Origin of the sequence: Propionivibrio soli (assembly GCF_025770765.1) — a bacterium.
Classification (GTDB): Bacteria; Pseudomonadota; Gammaproteobacteria; order Burkholderiales; family Rhodocyclaceae; genus Propionivibrio; species Propionivibrio soli.
The window spans coordinates 43,941-64,770 of sequence record NZ_JANZKY010000004.1 but is presented as its reverse complement, the minus strand read 5'-3'; the positions used below and the strand labels follow the sequence as shown (position 1 = coordinate 64,770).

General features: G+C 59.4%; 19 protein-coding genes. 15 read left to right on the top strand and 4 right to left on the bottom strand.

All coding sequences use genetic code 11. The annotated features are described in order from the left end of the window. Positions 1-18 precede the first annotated feature (18 nt). The 4 genes from NZ453_RS05500 to NZ453_RS05485 all read left to right on the top strand — a co-directional run bounded on the left by NZ453_RS05500 (position 19) and on the right by NZ453_RS05485 (position 4,273). A complete protein-coding gene (locus NZ453_RS05500) occupies positions 19-1,119 on the top strand; it encodes an ABC transporter ATP-binding protein (RefSeq protein WP_263769426.1) in 1,101 nt (366 codons plus the stop codon). Between the two features lie 118 nt (positions 1,120-1,237). Then, positions 1,238-2,500: an ABC transporter substrate-binding protein gene (locus tag NZ453_RS05495; protein ID WP_263769425.1), complete on the top strand. Its 1,263-nt coding sequence runs from the start codon at positions 1,238-1,240 to the stop codon at positions 2,498-2,500. Positions 2,501-2,567: 67 nt separating this feature from the next. Next, complete coding sequence (locus tag NZ453_RS05490) at positions 2,568-3,446, top strand: carbohydrate ABC transporter permease (RefSeq protein WP_263769424.1); 879 nt, start codon at positions 2,568-2,570, stop codon at positions 3,444-3,446. Between the two features lie 11 nt (positions 3,447-3,457). Beyond that, positions 3,458-4,273: a carbohydrate ABC transporter permease gene (locus tag NZ453_RS05485; RefSeq protein ID WP_263769423.1), complete on the top strand. Its 816-nt coding sequence runs from the start codon at positions 3,458-3,460 to the stop codon at positions 4,271-4,273. A gap of 59 nt (positions 4,274-4,332) precedes the next feature. On the opposite strand, the gene urtA is transcribed toward NZ453_RS05485, so the two are convergent. Then, on the bottom strand, positions 4,333-5,604 hold the full coding sequence (gene urtA / locus NZ453_RS05480) for an urea ABC transporter substrate-binding protein (RefSeq protein WP_263769421.1): 1,272 nt from the start codon (positions 5,602-5,604) through the stop codon (positions 4,333-4,335). A 515-nt stretch (positions 5,605-6,119) separates the two neighbouring features. On the opposite strand from urtA, the gene NZ453_RS05475 reads away from it, so the two are divergent. Both NZ453_RS05475 and tyrS read left to right on the top strand, forming a co-directional pair. Beyond that, a complete protein-coding gene (locus NZ453_RS05475) occupies positions 6,120-7,196 on the top strand; it encodes an Ldh family oxidoreductase (RefSeq protein WP_263769420.1) in 1,077 nt (358 codons plus the stop codon). A gap of 382 nt (positions 7,197-7,578) precedes the next feature. Beyond that, complete coding sequence (tyrS, locus tag NZ453_RS05470; RefSeq protein ID WP_263769419.1) at positions 7,579-8,853, top strand: tyrosine--tRNA ligase; 1,275 nt, start codon at positions 7,579-7,581, stop codon at positions 8,851-8,853. A gap of 268 nt (positions 8,854-9,121) precedes the next feature. Here the strand turns inward: tyrS and NZ453_RS05465 are convergent, their stop codons facing one another. The 3 genes from NZ453_RS05465 to NZ453_RS05455 all read right to left on the bottom strand — a co-directional run bounded on the left by NZ453_RS05465 (position 9,122) and on the right by NZ453_RS05455 (position 12,363). Next, complete coding sequence (locus NZ453_RS05465; protein WP_263769417.1) at positions 9,122-10,837, bottom strand: GGDEF domain-containing protein; 1,716 nt, start codon at positions 10,835-10,837, stop codon at positions 9,122-9,124. Positions 10,838-11,091: 254 nt separating this feature from the next. Next, positions 11,092-11,358 carry a hypothetical protein gene (locus tag NZ453_RS05460; protein WP_263769416.1) on the bottom strand — a complete coding sequence of 89 codons (267 nt, stop codon included), beginning with the start codon at positions 11,356-11,358 and terminating at the stop codon, positions 11,092-11,094. 390 nt (positions 11,359-11,748) lie between these two features. Further along, positions 11,749-12,363: a LysE family translocator gene (locus NZ453_RS05455; RefSeq protein WP_263769415.1), complete on the bottom strand. Its 615-nt coding sequence runs from the start codon at positions 12,361-12,363 to the stop codon at positions 11,749-11,751. A gap of 272 nt (positions 12,364-12,635) precedes the next feature. On the opposite strand from NZ453_RS05455, the gene asnS reads away from it, so the two are divergent. The 9 genes from asnS to NZ453_RS05410 all read left to right on the top strand — a co-directional run bounded on the left by asnS (position 12,636) and on the right by NZ453_RS05410 (position 20,795). After that, positions 12,636-14,036, top strand: a complete 1,401-nt coding sequence (gene asnS / locus NZ453_RS05450; RefSeq protein ID WP_263769414.1) for an asparagine--tRNA ligase — start codon at positions 12,636-12,638, stop codon at positions 14,034-14,036. A gap of 49 nt (positions 14,037-14,085) precedes the next feature. Then, positions 14,086-14,607: an asparaginase gene (locus NZ453_RS05445; protein WP_263769413.1), complete on the top strand. Its 522-nt coding sequence runs from the start codon at positions 14,086-14,088 to the stop codon at positions 14,605-14,607. Between the two features lie 148 nt (positions 14,608-14,755). Further along, positions 14,756-15,907 (top strand): ABC transporter substrate-binding protein, encoded by a 1,152-nt coding sequence (locus NZ453_RS05440; protein ID WP_263769412.1) that lies wholly within the window; start codon positions 14,756-14,758, stop codon positions 15,905-15,907. 201 nt (positions 15,908-16,108) lie between these two features. Beyond that, entirely contained in the window at positions 16,109-17,002 is an 894-nt protein-coding gene (locus NZ453_RS05435; protein WP_263769411.1) for a branched-chain amino acid ABC transporter permease, read from the top strand. After that, entirely contained in the window at positions 17,002-18,084 is a 1,083-nt protein-coding gene (locus NZ453_RS05430; RefSeq protein ID WP_263769410.1) for a branched-chain amino acid ABC transporter permease, read from the top strand. The genes NZ453_RS05435 and NZ453_RS05430 overlap by 1 nt, the downstream gene beginning before the upstream one ends. Continuing rightward, positions 18,084-18,848, top strand: coding sequence for an ABC transporter ATP-binding protein (locus NZ453_RS05425; RefSeq protein WP_263769408.1), 765 nt, complete (start codon positions 18,084-18,086; stop codon positions 18,846-18,848). The genes NZ453_RS05430 and NZ453_RS05425 overlap by 1 nt, the downstream gene beginning before the upstream one ends. A 2-nt stretch (positions 18,849-18,850) precedes the next feature. Next, a complete protein-coding gene (locus tag NZ453_RS05420) occupies positions 18,851-19,558 on the top strand; it encodes an ABC transporter ATP-binding protein (protein WP_263769406.1) in 708 nt (235 codons plus the stop codon). Between the two features lie 281 nt (positions 19,559-19,839). Then, the gene (locus NZ453_RS05415; protein ID WP_263769405.1) at positions 19,840-20,289 is read left to right on the top strand and encodes a hypothetical protein; all 450 of its coding nucleotides are present in this window, start codon (positions 19,840-19,842) and stop codon (positions 20,287-20,289) included. A 5-nt stretch (positions 20,290-20,294) separates the two neighbouring features. Beyond that, positions 20,295-20,795 (top strand): GNAT family N-acetyltransferase, encoded by a 501-nt coding sequence (locus NZ453_RS05410; protein WP_263769404.1) that lies wholly within the window; start codon positions 20,295-20,297, stop codon positions 20,793-20,795. The last annotated feature ends 35 nt before the right edge of the window (positions 20,796-20,830 follow it).

Below are 20,830 nucleotides of genomic sequence, written 5' to 3'. Positions count from 1 at the left end.
AGACGAGGTCGGAGATCTATGGCAAGCGTGGTTCTGAAGAACGTCGTTAAGCGGTTCGGCTCGACCACGGCGGTCGACAACCTGTCGATCGAGATCAAGGACAAGGAATTCGCGGTTCTCGTCGGTTCGTCGGGATGCGGGAAATCGACGGCGTTGCGCATGATCGCCGGCCTTGAAACGATCACTTCCGGCGAAATCTACATTGGCGATACGCGTGTGAACGACATGCCGCCGCGCGAACGCGACGTCGCCATGGTCTTCCAGAACTACGCGCTATACCCGCACATGAGCGTGCGCGAGAACATGGGTTTCGGCCTCAAGATCCGCAAGCTCTCCGACAAGGAGATCGACGAACGGGTGCGTGAAGCCGCTGATATCCTCGGACTCAACGAACTGCTCGACCGCAAGCCGAAAGAGCTTTCCGGCGGGCAGCGGCAGCGCGTCGCCGTCGGACGGGCCATCGTGCGCAAGCCGAAGGTGTTCCTCTTCGACGAGCCGCTCTCCAACCTCGACGCCAAACTGCGCGTGGCGATGCGGGCCGAAATCAGCAAGCTGCATCGTCGCCTCGAAGCGACCATCGTGTACGTGACGCACGATCAGGTCGAGGCCATGACCATGGCCGATCGAATTTTCATCATGAGCAAGGGCGTGCTGCAGCAAAGCGGGGCGCCGATGGAAGTGTATTCGCGGCCAGTGAACCGCTTCGTCGCCGGATTCATCGGCTCGCCGGCCATGAATTTCATCGACGCCACGTTGGTAAGGGGTGACGGCGGTCTGATCGTCGACGCCGAAAGCTTCAAGGTCGCGCTCCCGGAAGCGTTCAACGCCTCACTCGCCGGCTACGTCGGGCGCCAAATCGTCTTCGGCGTACGCCCGGAAGACATGGCGCTTGCTGGCAACGGCGTTTCAGGCGAACAAAACATCCTCACGGCGCGCGCCGAGGTCGTCGAACTCCTTGGCTCGGAGGTCTTTGTTTACCTAAGCTGTGGACGGCACTCGATTGTCGCGCGGATGGAGGTTCCGGACAGGGCGATCGAGGTTGGGGACACGCTGCAGGTGGCCTTGAAAATGCCCAAGACGCACGTTTTCGACAAGGATACGTCGCTCACGATCGCTTGACGGCATCCGGAATGCCGCAGAGCGCTGCGTTTGCCGAAAGCCGTCGGGAGGTTGTCCAACAAGTCATTCCAAAGAGGTTGTTCCTGGCTGAGCCTGTTTTCTAATTTGTGGAGGTCTTATGAGAAAAATACTCGTAACGTCGGTGGCGGTTCTGTCTTCGCTCTGCATCTCGGGAGGGGCGATGGCTCAAGCCAAATCCGGTGAAATCCGCGTGCTGCTGGCGAATCACCCGTATGGAGAACTGATCAAGCAATCGATTCCGCAATTCGAAAAACAGTCGGGCATCAAGGTTAACGTCGAAAGCCTGCAGGAAAGCCAACTGACGCAAAAACTGACGACCGAGTTCGCGACGAAATCCTCGACGGTCGACGTCTTCATGACGCGCCCCCTGCAGGAAGGCAAGATGTTCGCGAAAAACGGCTGGTATGCCCCGCTGACGGCATACGATTTTGCCGACTATCCGAAGAACATCATGGGGGCGGCATCCTTCGGCGGCAAACCATACATCGTGCCGCTGGTTACGGAATGGCAGGTTCTCTATTACCGCAAGGACCTCTTGCAGCAAGCCGGCATCAAGGTGCCGACGAACTTCACGGAGCTCGAAGCCGCGGCGCAAAAGCTCAATTCCGAGGCGGTGGCGGGCATCGCTTCGCGCGGCAAGGGGGCGGCGGCGGTGACCCAGCTTTCCAGCTACGTCTATAACTACGGCGGGCAGTATCTCGACAAGGGCACCGCCGTCTTCGACTCGAAAGCCGCGGTCGACGCGTTGCGCTTCTACGGCAAGCTGCTCGGCACCTACGGCCCGAAGGGTGTGACGTCGATGTCGTGGGAAAACATCATGCCGCTCTTCCAGGCGGGCAAGGTAGCCATGTGGACGGACGCCTCGGTATTCCTTGGCCAGATCATCGATCCGTCGAAGACTCAGGTCCCGGTGGAGAATTTCGGCATCGCCAACTTCCCGGCGGGCCCGAAGACCAACGCACCGTTCATCGTGTCTTCGTGGGGTATGTCGGTCGCCCAGCAGTCGAAAAAGAAGGACCTCGCGATGAAGTTCCTCGACTGGGCGACGAGCAAGGAGATGGCGATCAAGGGTATGGTCGGCAACATCACGATGGCGCGCTCATCGGTGTGGTCGGATGAGGTGGTGCTCTCGAAGATCAATCCCGGACTCATCGAAACGCGTACCTTCGCCGCCAAGAACGGGACGCCAGTCGACCGGCCGTATATGAGCGCCGTTGGCGAAGCGCGCGACCTGATCGGCGAACTGATCATCGAGTCGATCAACACCAAGGGAACTTCGGCCAATCTGGAAAAGATGGCGAAAGACAAGGTGAACCAGGTGAACGGTTTGCTCAAGGATACGGGCGAGTACGGTAAGTAATCAGACGGCGCTTTGCGCGGGGGGCCGGGGCGCCCTCCGTGCCGCGATTTGATTTCAGAGGGATTCAATGAGCCAGTCGAGCTTTACCGAACGCAATCTGCCGGTTCTTTTTCCGCTGCCGGCCGTCATTTTCATCGCCCTGCTGATGGTCTTCCCTGTGCTCTACACGCTGTTCCTCAGCTTTACCAATTGGAACCTGACGTCCGGCATGCCCGCAAAAATCGTTGGGTTCGATAGCTATCTGCGGGTTTTGACCGAGCCGCGTTTTCTCGACGCCGTAGCCCGCACCTTCTATTTCACTGTGTTCGCCGTGATCATCGAGGTCGTTCTCGGCGTCACCATCGCCTTGATCCTGAATCGCGCCTTCGTCGGCAAGAGCATCGCCAAGCTGCTTCTGCTCTTACCGCTGGTCGCGACGCCGGTCGCTGTCGGCATCGTGTTCAATCTTTTCTACGACCCGACGATCGGGCTCGCCAACTTCGTCTTGAGTTCGCTCGGACTACCGCAGGGACATTGGATTTCGAGCGATAGTACGGTTATTCCATCGCTGATCCTGGTGGACGTATGGCAATGGACGCCGATGATAACCCTCATCGTTTTGGCCGGCCTCGCCAGCCTTTCCGACGAGCCGGTCGAAGCGGCCCGGGTCGACGGCGCCAGCGAATGGCAGATCCTCCGGTACGTAACGATCCCGATGGTCATGCCGGTCATCCTGACGGCGATGATCCTGCGCCTGATCGATGCGCTGAAGACCTTCGACATCATCTTCGCGATGACCGGCGGTGGTCCGGGCTACGCGTCCGAAACCCTGAACATCATGGGGTTCAAGTACAGCTTCGAGTACTTCCGCATGGGGCAATCGGCGGTCGTCCTGGTTGCCTTGTTCCTGATCGTCTTCATGTGCAGCCTGGCCATCATGAAGGCCCGCGCGTCGGCTGAAAATTGAGGAGCTTCCGAGTGAACAAGAAAATTCTCTCGAACGTTCTCTTCTATATTGCCGTCGTGCTGATCGCGCTCGTCGTCCTCTTTCCTTTTTTGTGGATGCTCTCCTCGTCGTTCAAGACGCAGGTCGACATCATTTCGTGGCCGCCAAAACTTTTCTTCGAGCCGACGTTGGCCAACTACCGGAAGGTTTTTGAGGAGCAGGATTTCCTCAAATACTTCATCAACTCGACAATCGTCGGCGGCTTCGCCGTGGCGCTGTCACTCCTGCTTGGTCTGCCGGCCGCGTACTCGATTGCGCGCTTTGCGCAGAAGAAGCTGGCGGTTTTCATCTTGCTCGCGCGTCTCATGCCCGGCATTTCATTCTTGATGCCGTGGTACATCATTTTTTCCCGCCTGGATTTGATGGACAGCTACGTCGCGCTGGTGCTCAGCCACATGCTGATCGCGCTGCCGATCGTCGTCTGGATCATGTCATCGTACTTCGAAGCGATCCCGCGCGAGCTCGAGGAATCAGCGATGGTCGATGGGGCAACGCGACAGCATGCCTTCCTGGCGATTATCCTGCCGCTTTCCGGACCCGGCATCATCACCGCCACGACGTTGTCGTTCATCTTTTCCTGGAACAACTTCATGTTCTCGCAAGTGCTGAGCATGGAGAAGACGAAGACCCTGCCGATCGCCGTCTATAACTTTCTCTCGTATGCCGAGGTCGACTGGGGCGGCGTGATGGCCGCGGCGGTAGCGATCATGGCGCCTGCGATCGCATTGACGATGATTTTTCAGAAGTACGTCGTCAAAGGCCTGACGATGGGCGCCGTCAAAGGGTAGTGAGCACGGATTGAAAAACGGGGGGCGAGGCCCCCGTTTTTCTTTGCGGCTTGAAGCGCTTACATGCCTTCCGGGCCGTCCTTCTTCGACTCGTTGCCGGGGATGAACGGGCTCCACGGTTGCGCGCGGACCGGACCCGGCGTCTTCCAGACGACGTTGAATTGGCCGTCGGCCTTCACTTCGCCGATGAACACCGACTTGTGCAGGTGGTGGTTCGTTTCGTCCATCTTGGACGTGATACCGCTCGGCGCCTTGAAGGTCTGGCCCGCCATCGCGGCGATCACCTTGTCGACATCGGTGCTCTTGGCCTTCTCGACGGCCTGCTTCCACATATGGATGCCGATGTAGGTCGCTTCCATCGGGTCGTTGGTCACGACCTTGTCGGCGTTCGGGAGTTTCTGCTTCTTCGCCCAGTCCTTGTACATCTTCACGAACTTGTCGTTCTCGGGGTTCTTGAGCGACATGAAGTAGTTCCACGAGGCGAGGTGACCAACGAGCGGTTTGGTATCGACGCCGCGAAGTTCCTCTTCGCCGACCGAGAAAGCGACCACCGGCACATCGGTGGCCTTCAGACCGGCATTGCCGAGTTCCTTGTAGAACGGCACGTTCGAGTCGCCGTTGATCGTCGAGACGACGGCCGTCTTCTTGCCTTCGGAGGCGAACTTCTTGATCTTGGCGATGATCGTCTGATAGTCGCTGTGACCGAACGGCGTGTATTCCTCCATGATGTCGGCCTCGGCGACACCCTTGGATTTCAGGAAGGCGCGCAGGATCTTGTTGGTCGTGCGCGGATAGACGTAGTCGGTGCCGAGCAGGACGAAACGCTTGGCTTCGCCGCCGTCCTTGCTCATCAGGTACTCGACCGCCGGGATCGCCTGCTGGTTGGGCGCGGCGCCCGTGTAGAAGACGTTCTTCTCAAGCTCTTCGCCTTCGTACTGCACCGGATAGAAGAGCAGACCGTTGAGTTCCTTGTAGACCGGCAGCACCGATTTGCGCGACACGGAGGTCCAGCAGCCGAAGGTGACGGCGACCTTGTCCTTGGTGAGCAGCTGACGGGCTTTCTCGGCGAACAGTGGCCAGTTCGATGCGGGGTCGACGACGACGGGTTCGAGCTTCTTGCCCATCACGCCGCCGGCCTTGTTGATTTCGTCGATCGTCATCAAGGCGGTTTCCTTCAGCGCCGTTTCGGAAATGGCCATCGTTCCCGAAAGCGAATGAAGGATGCCGACCTTGATGGTATCGGCGGCAAATGACGGCAGGGCAGTCAGCCCCATGGCGGCAATCGAAGCGCACAGCACGGTCGCTTTGATGAAGGTGCGGCGGGTTTTCATGCAAGGACTCCTTAATCGGGTGGCATAGGCGTCGGGCCAGGGCGAGGACTTTTCGTCCATGGCACGGCGCCAGATTAAGGAAGGGGCCTTGCGCCCGGAATACGTTAGATGGCGTAGTGAGCGGCTCTGAGAGCTAGCGCTCGGCGCTTGCGGAAGAGCAACCTTGAAAAGGCGGGATGCCCGACAAGGGATGTCGGGAGAGCGTAACCGCTGCGTGGCAACACTCCGTCCCTGACAAGGGGAGGCCGGCAGGGGTTCTCCGCGGTTGATGGATAAAGATCCGCTGCATAACTCCCCTTGTTTCTTTTGGCAGGGTGAGACGGCGGGCGAGAACACGACAGCAAGCCGGAACGCCTTAGGCTTTTCTCGACGCTCTCCCCGTGCTCTCTCGATCCCCGCCCGGCTGGCCGGGTCCTTGGCGATCCAATATACTTTGGGGTTGTTGAAGCGCTCGAACACAACGAAGAAAACCCGCGCGCTTCGCCCGGTCCTTTCCAACACGAAACCTTCCCAATATGAGCCAGCCGATCATTCCCGGGAGCGCCTTCGTTCCCCATCAGTCCATTTCCGACTGGGCGAGCTGTTGCCTCGAAGCCCTTGGCATGACGGCGGCCGACGCCCGGCAACTTGCGGACAGCTTGGTGCAAACCAGCCTTTGGGGCATCGATTCGCATGGCATCGGCCGCCTGCCGCACTACATGGAGCGCCTGACGCGGGGATCGATCAAGGCACGCCCGAACATCACGGTCAAGGAGACGGGCCCCGCCACGGCGCAGGTGCACGGCGACCAAGGCCACGGCATCATCGTCGCGCATCGGGCGGCGGCCGTGGCAGCGGATCTCGCGCGGCGTTCCGGCGTCGGCGTTGTCGGCGTCACCGACTCGTCGCACTGCGGCGCGATGGCGTTGTACGCACGACCCGCGGCGCGCGCTGGGCTGATCGCCATGGCGTTTACGCATTCCGACAGCATGGCCGCGCCGCACGGCGGAACGCGCGCCTTCTTCGGTACCAATCCGATTGCCATCACTTTCCCGCGCGAAGGCCACGAACCGGCTTGCCTCGATATGGCGACCACGTCGATTCCGTTCAACCGCGTCATGAATGCCCGCCGCGAAGGCCACCCGTTGCCGCCCGGCGTCGCTTATGACGAATTCGGTAACCTGACCACCGACGCGGTCGCCGCGCGGGCGCTGACGCCGCTCGGCGGCGCCGAGTACGGGCACAAGGGTTATGGGCTGGCTCTGATGATCGACCTCCTGTGCGGACCGCTCAACGGCAACCCGTATGGGCCGACCATCTCCAACATGTTCACAGCCATGGATGAGCCGCGCCACCTCGGCGCCTTCTTCCTGATGCTCGATCCGATGCGCTTTGCCGGTGGCGCCGCGCTGGCCGCCACCGTAGAGCAGGTTGCCCGCGCGCTCGCCGGCGAACCGGGCCAACCGTTGATGCCCGGAGACCCCGAATTGAGTGAGGAGAAGGTACGCCGCATGAGCGGCATTCCCGTCGAGCCCGTCCTCGCATCGCAGATGCGGGAGTGGAGCGAACGCCTGAACGTGGACAATCTGCCGGGAGCGCTACGGGCCCACTGAAGAAGCTTGATCCGCCATCCTCGCCGGCAAAGGGCGGACAAAGGGGAAAGGGCGATTGAAGCGGCGTAAAAAGTTCTTTCGGCACGAGTCTCGCGCGTTTGCTGAGGATTCCGTCGAGTCTACGAAACAGAAGAATTTTGTCGTTGCAGGACGACCGACATGGGCTGTTCGCCGTGCCGCTGACAAGAGGGAACAAGGGGATTAACAACGCTTTCTTGTCCATCAGCCGTGCCGTCCATGGTCGCTTTGCTCTGCTAGCGGCCCTCGAAGGCATCACGCAGCCTCTCTCCGCGCTGAAGCCCTATCGGGCCGCGTGGTAGAATCCCGCCCTTCGTCGAATAACAACGGCAAGGGAATTGCCGTCCTTTTGGAGAAATTTCCGATGTACCAGTCCGCACTGCTCCAGGACTTGCAGGCACGTGGCTTGATCGCCCAGATTACGGATGCCGCCGCGCTCGATGAGCTTTTGTCCAAGGAGTCGGTGACGCTGTATTGCGGCTTTGACCCGACGGCCGATAGCCTCCACTTGGGACATCTGGTGCCGGTACTGCTCCTGAAGCGTTTCCAGCAGGCGGGGCACAAGCCGATCGCGTTGGTTGGCGGTGCAACGGGTATGATCGGCGATCCGAGTTTCAAAGCCACCGAACGCAAGCTCAATACGCCCGAAGTCATCGCCGGCTGGGTCGAGAAGATCCGCGGGCAGGTTTCGCCTTTCCTCGATTTCGAAGGCCCGAATGCGGCCATCATGGCGAACAACTACGACTGGTTCGGTCCGATGGGCGCGCTCGACTTCTTGCGCGACATCGGCAAGCACTTCTCGGTCAATGCGATGATCAAGAAGGAGTCGGTGCAGCAGCGCATCAACCGCGACGAGCAGGGCATCTCCTACACCGAGTTCTCTTATAGCCTTTTGCAGGGCTACGACTTTGCCGAACTCAATCGCCGCCATGGTTGCGTCTTGCAGATCGGCGGCTCGGACCAGTGGGGCAACATCACCGCCGGTGCCGACCTCACGCGCCGTCTGCATCAGAAGCATGTATTTGGCATGACGCTGCCGCTGGTGACGAAATCCGACGGCACCAAGTTCGGCAAGACCGAATCGGGCGCCGTGTGGCTCGATGCGACGAAGACCTCTCCGTACGCCTTCTATCAGTTCTGGCTCAACACGGCCGACGCCGATGTCTACAAGTTCTTGCGCTACTTCACCTTCCTGCCAATGGCGCAGATCGAGGAGATCGAAGCCGCCGACAAGGCCAGCGGGCAAAAACCGGAAGCGCAGCGCATTCTCGCCGAGCAGGCCACCGAGCTGGTGCATGGCAAGGCGGCCCTCGAAGCCGCACAACGCATCAGTCAGAGTTTGTTCTCGGGCAATCTCGACGCGCTCAACCAATGGGAATTCGAGCAATTGGCGCAGGATGGCGTGCCGGGCGTGGCGTTGGAGAGAACGCAGACGAGCCTGATCGACGTGTTGGTGGCTGCAAGCCTCGCCAAGTCCAAGAGCGAAGCGCGCACCTTCCTGCAAAGTGGCAGCGTTACCGTCAATGGGATGAAGGTGGATGCGCTTGACTTCCAACTCACCGACAACGAACGCCGCTTCGGCCGCTTTACGCTGCTGCGCCGCGGCAAGAAGAATTACGCGATGGTGAGCTGGCGCTAAGGCGTCATCGGGTTCGTCGAAAGCGCGCGGCTTCCTGCGATCTGTCCTGCGGGATTATGTCCCGGTTCCCGGAGTAGCCTCCGGCGATCGGAGCTGCCGCACTTTCCGCTTCACGCTCGGCGGTTGCGCTTCAGACGCATCGGCTTCCGCGGCGCTCGGTGCCTCTTGCCGATTCAGGCGTAGCAGCAGGCCTTTTCCTTGCTCTCGGCCCCTTCATGCGTCGCGCCTCGCGGGATGCGAATCGCCTCGCGTGTTCCTCCGTTCGGCGTTACTCAGCGGTGAGAGGAACCGGCGTCGTTCGATAGCAATTGCGCCCAGCCGCCTTGGCGGCATAGAGCGCGCCGTCGGCCTGCTGCAACACGGTGTTGAACTCTTCGTCTTTGCCGGCCAGATGGCCGCCGATGCTGGCGCTCAACTCGATCGGCTGCCCGTCTTTTCCGACGACCGACCGGCAACCCGCAACCGCCTGTCGCAGCCGTTCTCCCAGCGCGAGCAGCACGGCTTCGTCGGTCGGGTAGAGCATGATCAGGAACTCGTCACCGCCCCAACGCGCCGCGACGTCATAGGGCCGGATCGTCGCGTCGATGATGCGGGCAATCGCTTCCAGCGCGCGGTCCCCTGCGGCGTGCCCCTGCCAGTCGTTGATCTCCTTGAAGTTGTCGAGATCGAGCCAGAGGATACCGAGTCGGTTGTTTTCGCGCCGTGCTCGCTTGAGCTCGGACTCGACGCGCTCAGTCATCCCGCGTCGGTTGAGAAGCTCGGTCAAAGGGTCAATTTTTGTTAACCGTTCAAGCGCGATCGTACGTTCCTGCACCTTGAACTCGAGGTCGCGCCGCGAGATCGTCACTGACTTCGCCATATGCACGAAGCGCTTCATCAGCCGCCCGATTTCACCCGTACCGAGGTTTTCGAGCTTGGCTGGTACCTCACTGCCGGCTTCGACGGCGGCCATACCGGCATCCAGCTGTTTGAGCGGCTTGAGGATGAAGCGCGTCAACGCGAGGTTGAAGAGCAGCAGGATGCCGAGCAGCGTCAGCGTATAGACGGCCAGGATGCCGGCGAACTGGCTGAAGGGCAGCAGCACGTCGAGGTCGAGCAGGGTGATCTCGTGCCAGTCGATTTCCGGCAGATACGCGATGCCCGCAATGTGGCGCCTTCCGTTCGATTGTACGAACAGCGTGGCCACGTTCTTCTTCCGCACTTCGAGTTCCTTCATGGCGGCGAGAACGGCCTTGCGGTCTTCGGGACGTTCGAACAACAGATCGATCGTGTTTTGCTGCGATTTGTTCTTGCTGATCGAAGCGAAGTCGATCAGCGCCTGATTGCGGTGGATCTGGATTGCGCCGTCATGATCGACGAACAGGCTGGTGACGCCCGGTGAGCCTTCCTCGACCACGTTCTTGATGAATGAAGTGAGGTCGAGTCCCGTCCCAGCGATGCCGAGGATGTCGTTGCCATCGCGAATCAATACGTCAATCCAAAGCTTGGTGATACCGAGGTTAGGGTCAGGATTGACGTTGATATGGATGTCGCGCTTTTGCCGGATCAGGTCGTAGAACCAGGCGTCCTTCTTGTTGCGCTCGTCCATGACGTAACGGAATTCCTGGCCTCCGAACTCGTTCTGAGCGTTGTTGTGGTAATAGTGACCATTCCCGAGCAAAGCAACGAAGTAGCTGTGGTCCTGGAAGTTCTGCCGGAAGTTTTCCATTTCCTTGACCGCACGCTGGGTCAGCGCCTTATCTTCTGGGCGGCGAGCCCACTCGCGTAGCGGTTGTGAAGACGCCATTTGGCGTGACAGCGCCACCTCGCGCAGAATCGGCTGCAGCGTTCGCCCCTTGTCGTAGAGCACCTGCTTTTCCGCGTAGCGTACCGCCCACTGCTCCATGATGCTCTCAGCCAAAGCGCGCACAGCGATCCAAGAGGGAATCGCAAAGACAACAAAGAAGATGATGGTGAGCAGGTGAAAACGCGGCTGCAGATTCATGGTGTTGGTTCTTTTCGGCGGTGAGGCGCTCGAAAACCGTACGCCAGCTCCCCAGCTGCCGACGGCGCGCTTACCGAATATACATCAGCAAGCTCCGAAGGATAGGCAACTGCGTGCAAGGGCTAAGCGAATGAGGCGCGGCCGAGTTGGTGAAGTCTGCGCGCCTAGGCCACGCCCGAGGAAAGGATGCTGCAGAGTCTGATCAGAGAATGGTGGGGAGAGGTAGGATAAAGCCCCACGGTGCCGACCAAGCTTTACTGGGGCTGGCAGCGGTTTTCGTCGGAGTGCTTGCCGGCGCTCTTGATCTTGTAGATGTGGTGCCCAACGTACCCACCGAGGATCGCTACGAAGGGCCAGACGGCGAGAAAAACCATCATCGAGAAGTTGATGTCGGCATCGTTCTGCGCAAAGCAAAGGCAGTAGAGATGCGTGAGCAGCGAGCCTACGAGGAAAGTGACCAGAGCAAAGACGGCGGTACCGATGGTTACGAAAGACAGATGCTTCATTGGGAAGTTTGGCATCGCGTCGTCGAGGACTGAATATTGATTTGAATGCGTTGAATATTGCGACACAACTAACCTTTGTTGTTGTTTGGTTGCTGCAGTGTATGCGATTGAACTGCCTGTGTGAAGCCCTGAATTGTCGAAACGGGTTAAATCGTAGGGGCTTTGCCGCGTTTGTCGCCACTCAGAGATTTGTTTTCTGGTTAGGGCGAGAGGTGGCCAATCATCGGAAGCGAGTTCCAGTTCGGCCCACAGAGAGGCTCGGCATTAGTGAGTTATGCCGGGCAGTAGGGCTCAACAGAGACCATGGTTTGATAGCCAGTCGCACAGCGAACATCGCTAGGACCGTCAAAACGAAGAGCCGCGGGTTTCCGGTGTCGGCGCCCTGCAGTCAATTGACCTTACGACTCAGCGATCCGAGAAGGCGAGGTTGATGCCGAGCGTGGCAAAGACCGCCGCAAATCCTTTCTGCAACCACGTGAGCACGCGCGGCGAGCCGAGGATCGCACGCTGTGCCGCGTGCGCCAGCAGACCGTAGACAAGGAATACGGCGAACGTCATCCCCATGAATACGGCGCTCAGCCACAGCATTTGCGCCAACGGCGCGCCCGCCTCGGGGACGATGAACTGCGGCAGGTAGGCAAGGAAGAAGATCGTGAGCTTCGGATTGAGAATGTTCATCAGCACGGCGCGGATCATGATTCGGCCGGCGTTGCCCGATTCCTTCGGTTTGTCGAGCGAGAAACTGCCGCGCTCGCGCCAAGTGGCCCAAGCGAGGTAGAGCATGTACGCCGCGCCGGCAAGCTTGAGCGTGTGGAAGGCGACGGCGCTTACATGAAGGAGGGCGGCCAAACCGAGAATACACGCCAACAGGTGCGGCACGATCCCCAACGTACAGCCGATCGCCGCATACAAACTCGCGCGCTTGCCGAGGAACAGACCGGTGGAAATCGTAAACAGAACGCCGGTACCGGGGATCAGCACGACGATCAGGGACGTGATCAAAAACTCGACGCTTATCATGGGTCCTCCGTGGCGAAGCTTCAAAGGCTACCCCGATGGGATTGAATTGCAAGCGGGTAAACGATCGTAAGCGTCGACGGACTTGGTCGGGGTGTTGGCCGCGGGCTGGGAAAATGGCATTAGCGCGGCGTCTGTACGGCCACAGTGCCTCATGGAGCGTGAAATGATTGCGGGGTTTGTTGTTGTTTCCGCGAGCACAAGGAGTTGATCATCGCCGGGCACTCCGGGATACTGCCGGTTTTGTCGAACCGCCAATTCTTCTCGAGGACGTCATGACGAAGCTGAGCGTCAAACAAATACTTGGAGCACAAGCGCCCGCGGATACGCCCGTTACCGTCAAAGGCTGGGTGCGTACCCGGCGCGATTCGAAGGCCGGCATGTCCTTCGTTAGCATTTCGGATGGCTCGTGCTTTCAGCCGGTTCAGGTCGTCGCGACCGACGCCCTGAACAATTACGCCGATGAAGTGCGCCACCTTACGGCAGGGTGTTCGGTTGAAGCGACCGGCATCATCGTACCGTCGCCGGCCAAAGGACAACCGTTCGAGATGCAGGCAACGGATATCAAAGTCGTGGGCTGGGTTGACGACCCCGATACTTATCCGATTCAGCCTAAGCCGCACACAATGGAGTACCTGCGCGAAGTTGCGCACCTCCGTGCGCGGACCAACGTGATGGGTGCCGCGACGCGCGTGCGCCATACGATCGCCCAGGCAATCCACCGCTTCTTTCATGAGCAGGGCTTTTTCTGGGTCAATACGCCGATCATCACCGCCTCCGACTGCGAGGGCGCCGGTGAGCTGTTCCGGGTGTCAACACTCGACATGGCTAATCTGCCCCGCACGGAGCAGGGCAAGATCGACTACTCGCAGGACTTTTTCGGACGCGAAGCCTTCCTCACCGTCTCCGGCCAGCTCAACGTCGAGACTTACTGCATGGCCATGTCGAAGGTCTACACCTTCGGCCCGACGTTCCGCGCTGAGAACTCGAACACCAGCCGACACCTTGCCGAATTCTGGATGGTCGAACCGGAGATCGCGTTTGCCGACCTCGCCGACGATGCCACGTTGGCCGAGGCGATGCTCAAGTACGTCTTTCAGGCTGTACTCGACGAGCGCGCCGACGACATGGAATTCTTCGAAGAACGGATCGAGAGGGGCGTGATCGCCAAACTGCGCGGCATGATCGACAGTACCTTCGTGCGCATGGATTACACAGAGGCAATCAAGATCCTTGAGTCGGCCAAGGAAAAATTCGACTACCCCGTCAAGTGGGGCACGGACCTGCAGAGCGAGCACGAGCGCTATCTCGCCGAGAAACACGTCAAGGGTCCGTTGGTATTGATGAACTACCCGAAGGAGATCAAGGCCTTCTACATGCGCCTCAACGACGACGGCAAGACAGTCGCCGCGATGGACGTACTTGCGCCTGGGATCGGCGAAATCATTGGCGGTTCGCAGCGCGAGGAGCGGCTCGACGTACTCGACAAACGCATGCTGGAAGTCGGGCTCGATCCGGCGCACTACGGTTGGTACCGCGACCTACGTCGTTACGGTACCGTTCCGCATGCTGGTTTCGGGCTGGGATTTGAACGAACCATTTCCTATATTACCGGCCTTGCCAACGTGCGCGACGTGATCCCGTTCCCGCGCACACCAGGTAACGCCCGTTATTAGAAAACGCCTCTCGCCCGTAGTGGGTAACCGAAAGGGATTTCTGCAACTCATGACTCTGCGAATCATCATCACCGGTGGCACCTTTGATAAGCGTTACGACGCCATTCGAGGCCAGCTGGACTTCAAGGACACCCATCTTCCAGACATCATTGAGCAGGTGCGTGTTGGCGTCCCGGTGGAACTTGAGCTGAACCAGATGGTGGATAGTCTGGATATGCGCGACGCCGATCGGCAGCGCATCCTGGACGCCTGTCGCAACGCCGACGAGGAACGGATCGTCATTACCCACGGTACGGATACCATGACGGAGACGGCGGGAGTCATCGGTCGAGCGTTCGAGGCCGGAGATCCGGCGCTGACCGGGAAGCGGATCGTCTTGACAGGTGCCATGGTGCCGTACGCTGTGTCGCGGAGCGACGCGCTTTTCAACCTCGGCAGCGCTATTACCGCCTCGCAACTCGTGGCCGCGGGCGTCTATATCGTCATGAACGGTTGTTGTTTTCCCTGGAACAAAGTGCGAAAGAATCGTACGCTGGGCGTTTTTGAAGGCGAAGCGTTGTCGTCCCAGTAGATGCTGTTTAAGGTCGCGCCGAGTTTTCGTCGGTGCTCGCGTTCGCAGTGTTGCTGTTTCACCGTTTTCTCGCGGATCGAGGCGTGTTTTATGTTGACTGCGGAAAACCTGGTCTGTAGCATTTTCCGGTTATCTTAAAGGGGGGTCTATGAACAAAATCGTGTCGTGCCTGACGGTCGCCGCTGCGATGGCAGTCGGTCTTTCCATGGTGTCGTGCTCGAAGCCCGCCACCGACAGCGATGTCATCAAGATCGGCGTGTTCGAGCCGCTGACCGGTGCCAACGGTGCCGGCGGTGCGGATGAATACGACGGTATCAAGCTGGCCAACAAACTCTTCCCGGAAATTCTCGGCAAGAAGGTCCAACTGGTCGCCGTTGATAACAAGTCGGATAAGGTGGAAGCCGCCAACGCCGCTACCGTGCTGGCGCAGAAGGAGAAGGTCAACGCCGTCATCGGCTCCTGGGGTAGCTCGCTGTCGATGTCAGGCGGCCCGATCTTCGCCGAAGCCAAGATCCCCGCCGTTGCCGTTTCTGCTACCAACCCGGCCGTAACCAAGGGTAACGAATACTACTTCCGCGTCTGCTTCCTCGACCCGTTCCAAGGCGTCGTCGGCGCGACCTACGCATTCAACACTCTGAAGGCCAAGAAGGTTGCCATCATCCGCGAGGTCTCCAATGACTACTCGGTCGGTCTGGCCAAGTTCTTCGCCGACGAGTTCGTCAAGTTGACGGGCGATCAAGGCGCGATCGTTGCCACCTCCGACTACAACACGGGTGACCAGGACTTCTCCGCGCAGCTGACCAACATCAAGAAGTTCGAGCCCGATGCCATCTTCGCCCCCGGCAACTACACCGAGTCGGCGTTGATCATCAAGCAGGCCCGCGCCCTCGGCATCAACGCGCAGTTCATCGGCGGCGATACATGGGATATGGCGGCCTTCCTCGAAGTCGGTGGTCCCGCGGTTGAAGGCGCTGTCTTCTCGACCTTCTTTGCCAACGACGTACCGATCAACAAGACCTCCGAATCGTTCCTGAAGTCGTTCCGCGACGAGTACAAGAAGGAACCGTCGGCCGTCTCCGCTCTCGGCTACGACGCCTACCTGGTCATCCTGGACGCCATCAAGCGCGCGAACTCTGCCGAGCCGCAGAAGATCCGCGATGCGCTCACGCAGACCAAGGACTTTGAAGGCTCCGCCGGCGCCATCACGATCAATGCCGAACGCAATGCCGACAAGGCCGCCGTGTTCAAGACGGTGAAGGACGGCAAGTTTGCGTTCTTGACGACGGTCAAGCCGCAATAAGTAAAAAAGAATAAGGGATCGCGGGTACTACGCCCGCACCTGACATTCCGGTGGTAACCGAAAATCCGGATGTGCCGTAGCGAAAGCTGCCGACACATTCGGATTTTCATATGATCGAAAGCTGAGGCGGAGGTTACGTCCGGCTTCCCGGCTTTGCTCCGGCCCGCACCGGCCTTGCCGGCGCGGGCCAGAAGGAACTTCATGGATCTTCAGACTTTTCTTCAACAATTCGTCAACGCACTGTCTCTTGGCAGCCTGTATGCGTTGATCGCCATCGGTTACACGATGGTGTATGGCATCCTGCGCCTGATCAACTTCGCCCATGGCGACGTTTTCATGATTGGCGGGTATCTCGCCTTCTACGGCGTCAGCACGTTCCTGATGCCATGGTGGCTCGCAGTGTGCCTGGCCATTGTCGTTACGACGGTATTCGGCGTCGGCCTCGAACGCGTGGCCTATCGTCCGTTGCGAGACTCGCCGCGCATCTCAATCATGATCAGCGCCATCGGCGCCTCCTTCCTGATCGAAAACCTGGCCATCGTGCTGTTCGACGCACGGCCAAAAGCTTTCCCTGTTTCCAACCTGTTCGCTGGCAACCACGTGATCGGCGGCGTACATATCGCTGCTGTCAGCCTGATCATTCCCGTAGTCACCGCCGTTTTGCTGGCGGTTCTGCTGTGGATCGTGCACCGCACCAAGACCGGCATGGCCATGCGCGCCGTATCCACCGATATCGATGCGGCGCGCCTGATGGCCATCGACGTCAACCGCATCGTGTCCATCACCTTCGCCATCGGTAGCGCGTTGGCGGCGATCGGCGGCATCCTGTGGGCGCTGAAGTATCCGCGCCTTGAACCGCTGATGGGGATCATGCCCGGTCTTAAGTGCTTCATCGCCGCCGTCGTCGGCGGTATCGGCAGCATTGCCGGCGCGGTCCTCGGCGGGCTGCTGCTCGGCCTCATCGAACTGATGACGATCGCGGTCTTGCCCGAGCTCACCGGCTACAAAGATGCCTTTGCCTTCGTCCTGTTGATCATGGTCCTGCTGGTAAAACCGACTGGTTTGCTGGGCAAGAACCAGGGGGAAAAAGTCTGATGAATACGCTCCAGAAAAAGCCCATGAGCCGGGACGCGATGCTGACGCTGGGAGCGGCGGTGATCGGCCTTGTCCTCCTTTTCGTCTTCGATTCGACGTTCGATCGCTTCACCATGCAGATCTTCAAGCTCTGCGCGATCAACATCATCCTCGCGTTATCGCTCAACCTGATCAACGGCTTTACCGGCCTGTTCAGCTTGGGACATGCGGGCTTCATGGCGGTCGGCGCCTATACCTGCGCACTGCTGGCCATGACGCCGGATCAGAAGGCGACCAACTTTGTGCTGCAGCCGATCGCGCCCTGGCTGCTCGATCTGCATCTGCCTTTTCTACCTGCGCTGCTGGTCAGCGGGCTGATTGCGGGATTCATCGGCTGGTTCCTTGGCGTCGTCGCGTTGCGGCTGCGGGACGACTATCTGGCGATCGCCACGCTTGGGTTCTCGGAAATCATCCGCGTCGTTTTGACAAACACGCAATCGATCACTAACGGCTCGCTCGGCCTCAAAGGCATCCCGCGCTATACGACAATGTGGTGGGCGTGGGGCTCGGCTGTCGTCATCACCCTGTTTCTGGTACTGCTCATCAAATCGAGCTACGGTCGCGCATTCAAGTCGATCCGAGATAACGAAATCGCCGCCGAGTCCATGGGCGTCGACGTCTTCGGCATGAAGGTGCTGTCGTTCACCATCTCCAGTTTCCTCGCGGGGATCGCCGGTGGATTGTTGGCTCATTACCTCACCACCATCGACCCGAAACAGTTCATCTTCCTGAAAACCTTCGACATCCTGCTGATTGTCGTGCTTGGCGGAGTCGGGTCGATTACTGGTTCGATCGTCGCGGCCATTGTCGTGACCATCTCGATGGAGGCGCTGCGCTTCCTCGATGGCCCCCTGAATCTCGGGTTCATGGTGACCAACGGCGTTCCCGGCCTGCGCATGGTCTTCTTCTCGGCGCTCCTCATGGTCGTCGTCATCTTCCGTCAGCAGGGTTTGATGGGCACGTCCGAGTTCAGTTGGGATTCGCTCTCCCGAATAGGTCTTCTGCCAAAACGTGGACCGAAGTCCGGGAAGGGGGGTGAGTAATGAGTTCCCTGCTGCAAACCATCGAAGTCAACAAGCAGTTCGGCGGTCTGTCTGCCGTCACGGCACTGAACATGGACGTCCAACCCGGCGAGATCGTCGGCCTGATCGGCCCGAACGGCGCCGGCAAGACCACCTCATTCAATCTCATCACCGGAGTGTACAAGCCGACCAGCGGCAAGGTCATGTTCGACGGCAAGGACATCACCGGCATGAAGCCGCACGCCATCACCCACCTCGGTGTGGCCCGTACGTTCCAGAATATTCGCTTGTTCAAGGAAATGAGCGTGCTCGAGAACGTTCTCGTGGCGCAGCACATGCGCATGGGAACCAACCTGCTCGAAGCCACCCTGCGCTTGCCGTCGTACATGAAGAAGGAACGGCATGTTCACGAACGCGCCCGTGCGCTGCTGGATGAGGTAGGTCTGAGTGCGCACGAAGGAAACAAGGCAACCAGTCTGCCCTACGGCAAACAGCGTCGGCTGGAGATCGCGCGCGCGCTCGCCACGGAGCCAAAGCTGCTATTCCTGGACGAACCGGCCGCGGGCATGAACCCGCAGGAGTCGGTCGAACTGATGGACTTCATCCTGAAGATTCGCGACCAGTTCAAACTCACTATCGTGCTCATCGAACACCACATGCAAGTGGTCATGGGCGTATGCAAACGTATGTATGTGCTGGACTACGGCGTGACCATCGCGCATGGCACGCCCGAGGAAATCCAAAAAAATCCCAAGGTCATTGAGGCCTATCTGGGGGTGGAATAACCATGCTGTCGATCAAGAATCTATCTGTCCACTACGGTGGTATTCACGCCCTGCGCGGCATCAGCCTCGACGTCCCGGCGGGCAAGATCGTCACGCTGGTCGGCGCCAACGGCGCGGGAAAAAGCACCACGCTCAACTCGATCATGGGTCTCGTCAAAGCAGGCGGCGGCTCGGTCTGTTGGAACGGGGAGGAAATTCTCGGCTCGCCGACCAAGGCCATCGTCGAATCGGGCATCGTGCTTGTTCCGGAAGGCCGCCGCATTTTTCCCAATCTCACCGTCGACGAAAACCTCAGCCTCGGTGCCTACGCGCGCACGAATAAGGATGAAGTCGAAGCCGACCGCGAACGCGTGTTCGGCCTCTTCCCGCGCCTGAAGGAACGGCATAAGCAGAAGGCCGGCACGTTTTCCGGCGGCGAGCAGCAGATGTTGGCCGTTGGCCGCGCCCTGATGTCGAAGCCGAAGGTCCTTATGATGGACGAGCCCTCGCTCGGCCTCGCGCCGCTCTTCGTCGGCATGATCTTTGACATCATTCGGCAGATCAATGCCGCCGGCGTGACCGTTCTGCTCGTCGAGCAGAACGCCAAAGCCGCGCTTGAAGTTGCCGACACCGGCTATGTTATGGAGACCGGAACCATAATCTTCTCCGGTAACGGCAAGGACTTGCTGGTCGACGACCGGGTGCGCAAGGCTTACCTCGGGGAAGCCTGAACGTACGGAGCAGGGTGGCCGAATCGGGTGCTAGCTCAGCTGGCCGACCGGTTGCATGCGAGAGTAATTGGGACTAATTGGCGAACGGCCAATGTTTCCGGCTACTTGACGCGATTGAGGGCTTTGATAGAGAGGCGCGGCATGAAAACCGGCCTCTCTTGCCCCTCGGGCAGGACCGTAGGGTATCGGTCACCTCGCTGTCATTAGGCGTGGTAGCCCGCGGAGTGCCCTCCCAAGTAATGCTAGGCTTCAAGGGGTGTCGTCACAGAAGAGGACCGCCAATGACTCCGAAGCGTTTCTGCCTTGCCGCGACATCGATCTTCCTTTTCGCCTTGCTGTGGAATGCCCTGGTTCATCTGGTCATCTTGCGCGAGGCGAATTCGGTGCTGGCGGCGTTCGCTAGACCCGCCGCGGAACGAAGCCTAGTGCTCTCGCTAGTGCAAACCATAGCGCTTTCGGTAGTTTTCCTGTTTACGTATCTGCAGTCCCGATACGCGGGGAGCTTGAGAGGCGGCCTGGTTCACGGCGTGCTCTTCGCCGCGATCGCTGGCTTGCTCGTTGATCTCAATCAGTACATTCTCTATCCCATTCCCGCGTGGCTCGTCGTCGCATGGTTCGCTTTTGGTTTGGTCGAATTCTGCGTATATGGATTGCTTGCTGCGCTACTGTGTCGGGTCGAAACGACGGGCGGTACGACGGGAGCGAATAATGACGATGGGACACCGGGCTGACACCAATGCTGCTGCGCAACCTTGAACCTGCTGACTTCGAAGCAATTACGTCTGTCGTCGACGAATGGTGGGGCGGCCGGCCGGTTCGCGGCTTGTTGCCGCGACTATTTTTTGAGCATTTCTCGGAGACGAGTTTCGTGGTGGTCGACGAGGAAGACGTCTCGGCCTTTTTCATTGGCTTTCGTTCGCAGACTTTTCCGGCAGTGGCCTATGCGCACTTCATTGGTGTTTCGCCGGCCAGCCGTGGCAAGGGTTATGGCCGCCTGCTGTATCAGCGCTTCTTCGAGACGGTGTCTCGTCTTGGCTGCACCGAGGTCCGGTCGATCACGTCGCCAGTCAACGAGAACTCAATCGCTTTTCATCGGCATTTGGGTTTCCAAGTGCTGCCGGGCGACGGCGAGGTCAATGGGTGCACCGTACGCGTCGACTACGCGGGACCGGGCCAGCCTCGGGTCCTTTTCTCCAAACTGCTTGGCGAGAAAACCGAGAACGGCTCTGTTAGCTGAAATGATTCTTTGTTGTCCCGCGGAGTTTCTTCAGC

What these genes read in the sequence shown, in the direction of transcription:
- NZ453_RS05475 (WP_263769420.1), top strand. Translation starts at nt 6,120, where the DNA reads ATGAGCCAGCCGATCATTCCCGGGAGCGCCTTCGTTCCCCATCAGTCC.
- NZ453_RS05440 (WP_263769412.1), top strand. Translation starts at nt 14,756, where the DNA reads ATGAACAAAATCGTGTCGTGCCTGACGGTCGCCGCTGCGATGGCAGTC.
- NZ453_RS05460 (WP_263769416.1), bottom strand. Translation starts at nt 11,358, where the DNA reads ATGCCAAACTTCCCAATGAAGCATCTGTCTTTCGTAACCATCGGTACC.
- urtA (WP_263769421.1), bottom strand. Translation starts at nt 5,604, where the DNA reads ATGAAAACCCGCCGCACCTTCATCAAAGCGACCGTGCTGTGCGCTTCG.
- NZ453_RS05445 (WP_263769413.1), top strand. Translation starts at nt 14,086, where the DNA reads ATGACTCTGCGAATCATCATCACCGGTGGCACCTTTGATAAGCGTTAC.
- NZ453_RS05465 (WP_263769417.1), bottom strand. Translation starts at nt 10,837, where the DNA reads ATGAATCTGCAGCCGCGTTTTCACCTGCTCACCATCATCTTCTTTGTT.
- NZ453_RS05490 (WP_263769424.1), top strand. Translation starts at nt 2,568, where the DNA reads ATGAGCCAGTCGAGCTTTACCGAACGCAATCTGCCGGTTCTTTTTCCG.
- NZ453_RS05420 (WP_263769406.1), top strand. Translation starts at nt 18,851, where the DNA reads ATGCTGTCGATCAAGAATCTATCTGTCCACTACGGTGGTATTCACGCC.
- NZ453_RS05495 (WP_263769425.1), top strand. Translation starts at nt 1,238, where the DNA reads ATGAGAAAAATACTCGTAACGTCGGTGGCGGTTCTGTCTTCGCTCTGC.
- NZ453_RS05435 (WP_263769411.1), top strand. Translation starts at nt 16,109, where the DNA reads ATGGATCTTCAGACTTTTCTTCAACAATTCGTCAACGCACTGTCTCTT.
- NZ453_RS05425 (WP_263769408.1), top strand. Translation starts at nt 18,084, where the DNA reads ATGAGTTCCCTGCTGCAAACCATCGAAGTCAACAAGCAGTTCGGCGGT.
- NZ453_RS05430 (WP_263769410.1), top strand. Translation starts at nt 17,002, where the DNA reads ATGAATACGCTCCAGAAAAAGCCCATGAGCCGGGACGCGATGCTGACG.
- tyrS (WP_263769419.1), top strand. Translation starts at nt 7,579, where the DNA reads ATGTACCAGTCCGCACTGCTCCAGGACTTGCAGGCACGTGGCTTGATC.
- NZ453_RS05415 (WP_263769405.1), top strand. Translation starts at nt 19,840, where the DNA reads ATGACTCCGAAGCGTTTCTGCCTTGCCGCGACATCGATCTTCCTTTTC.
- asnS (WP_263769414.1), top strand. Translation starts at nt 12,636, where the DNA reads ATGACGAAGCTGAGCGTCAAACAAATACTTGGAGCACAAGCGCCCGCG.
- NZ453_RS05500 (WP_263769426.1), top strand. Translation starts at nt 19, where the DNA reads ATGGCAAGCGTGGTTCTGAAGAACGTCGTTAAGCGGTTCGGCTCGACC.
- NZ453_RS05455 (WP_263769415.1), bottom strand. Translation starts at nt 12,363, where the DNA reads ATGATAAGCGTCGAGTTTTTGATCACGTCCCTGATCGTCGTGCTGATC.
- NZ453_RS05410 (WP_263769404.1), top strand. Translation starts at nt 20,295, where the DNA reads ATGCTGCTGCGCAACCTTGAACCTGCTGACTTCGAAGCAATTACGTCT.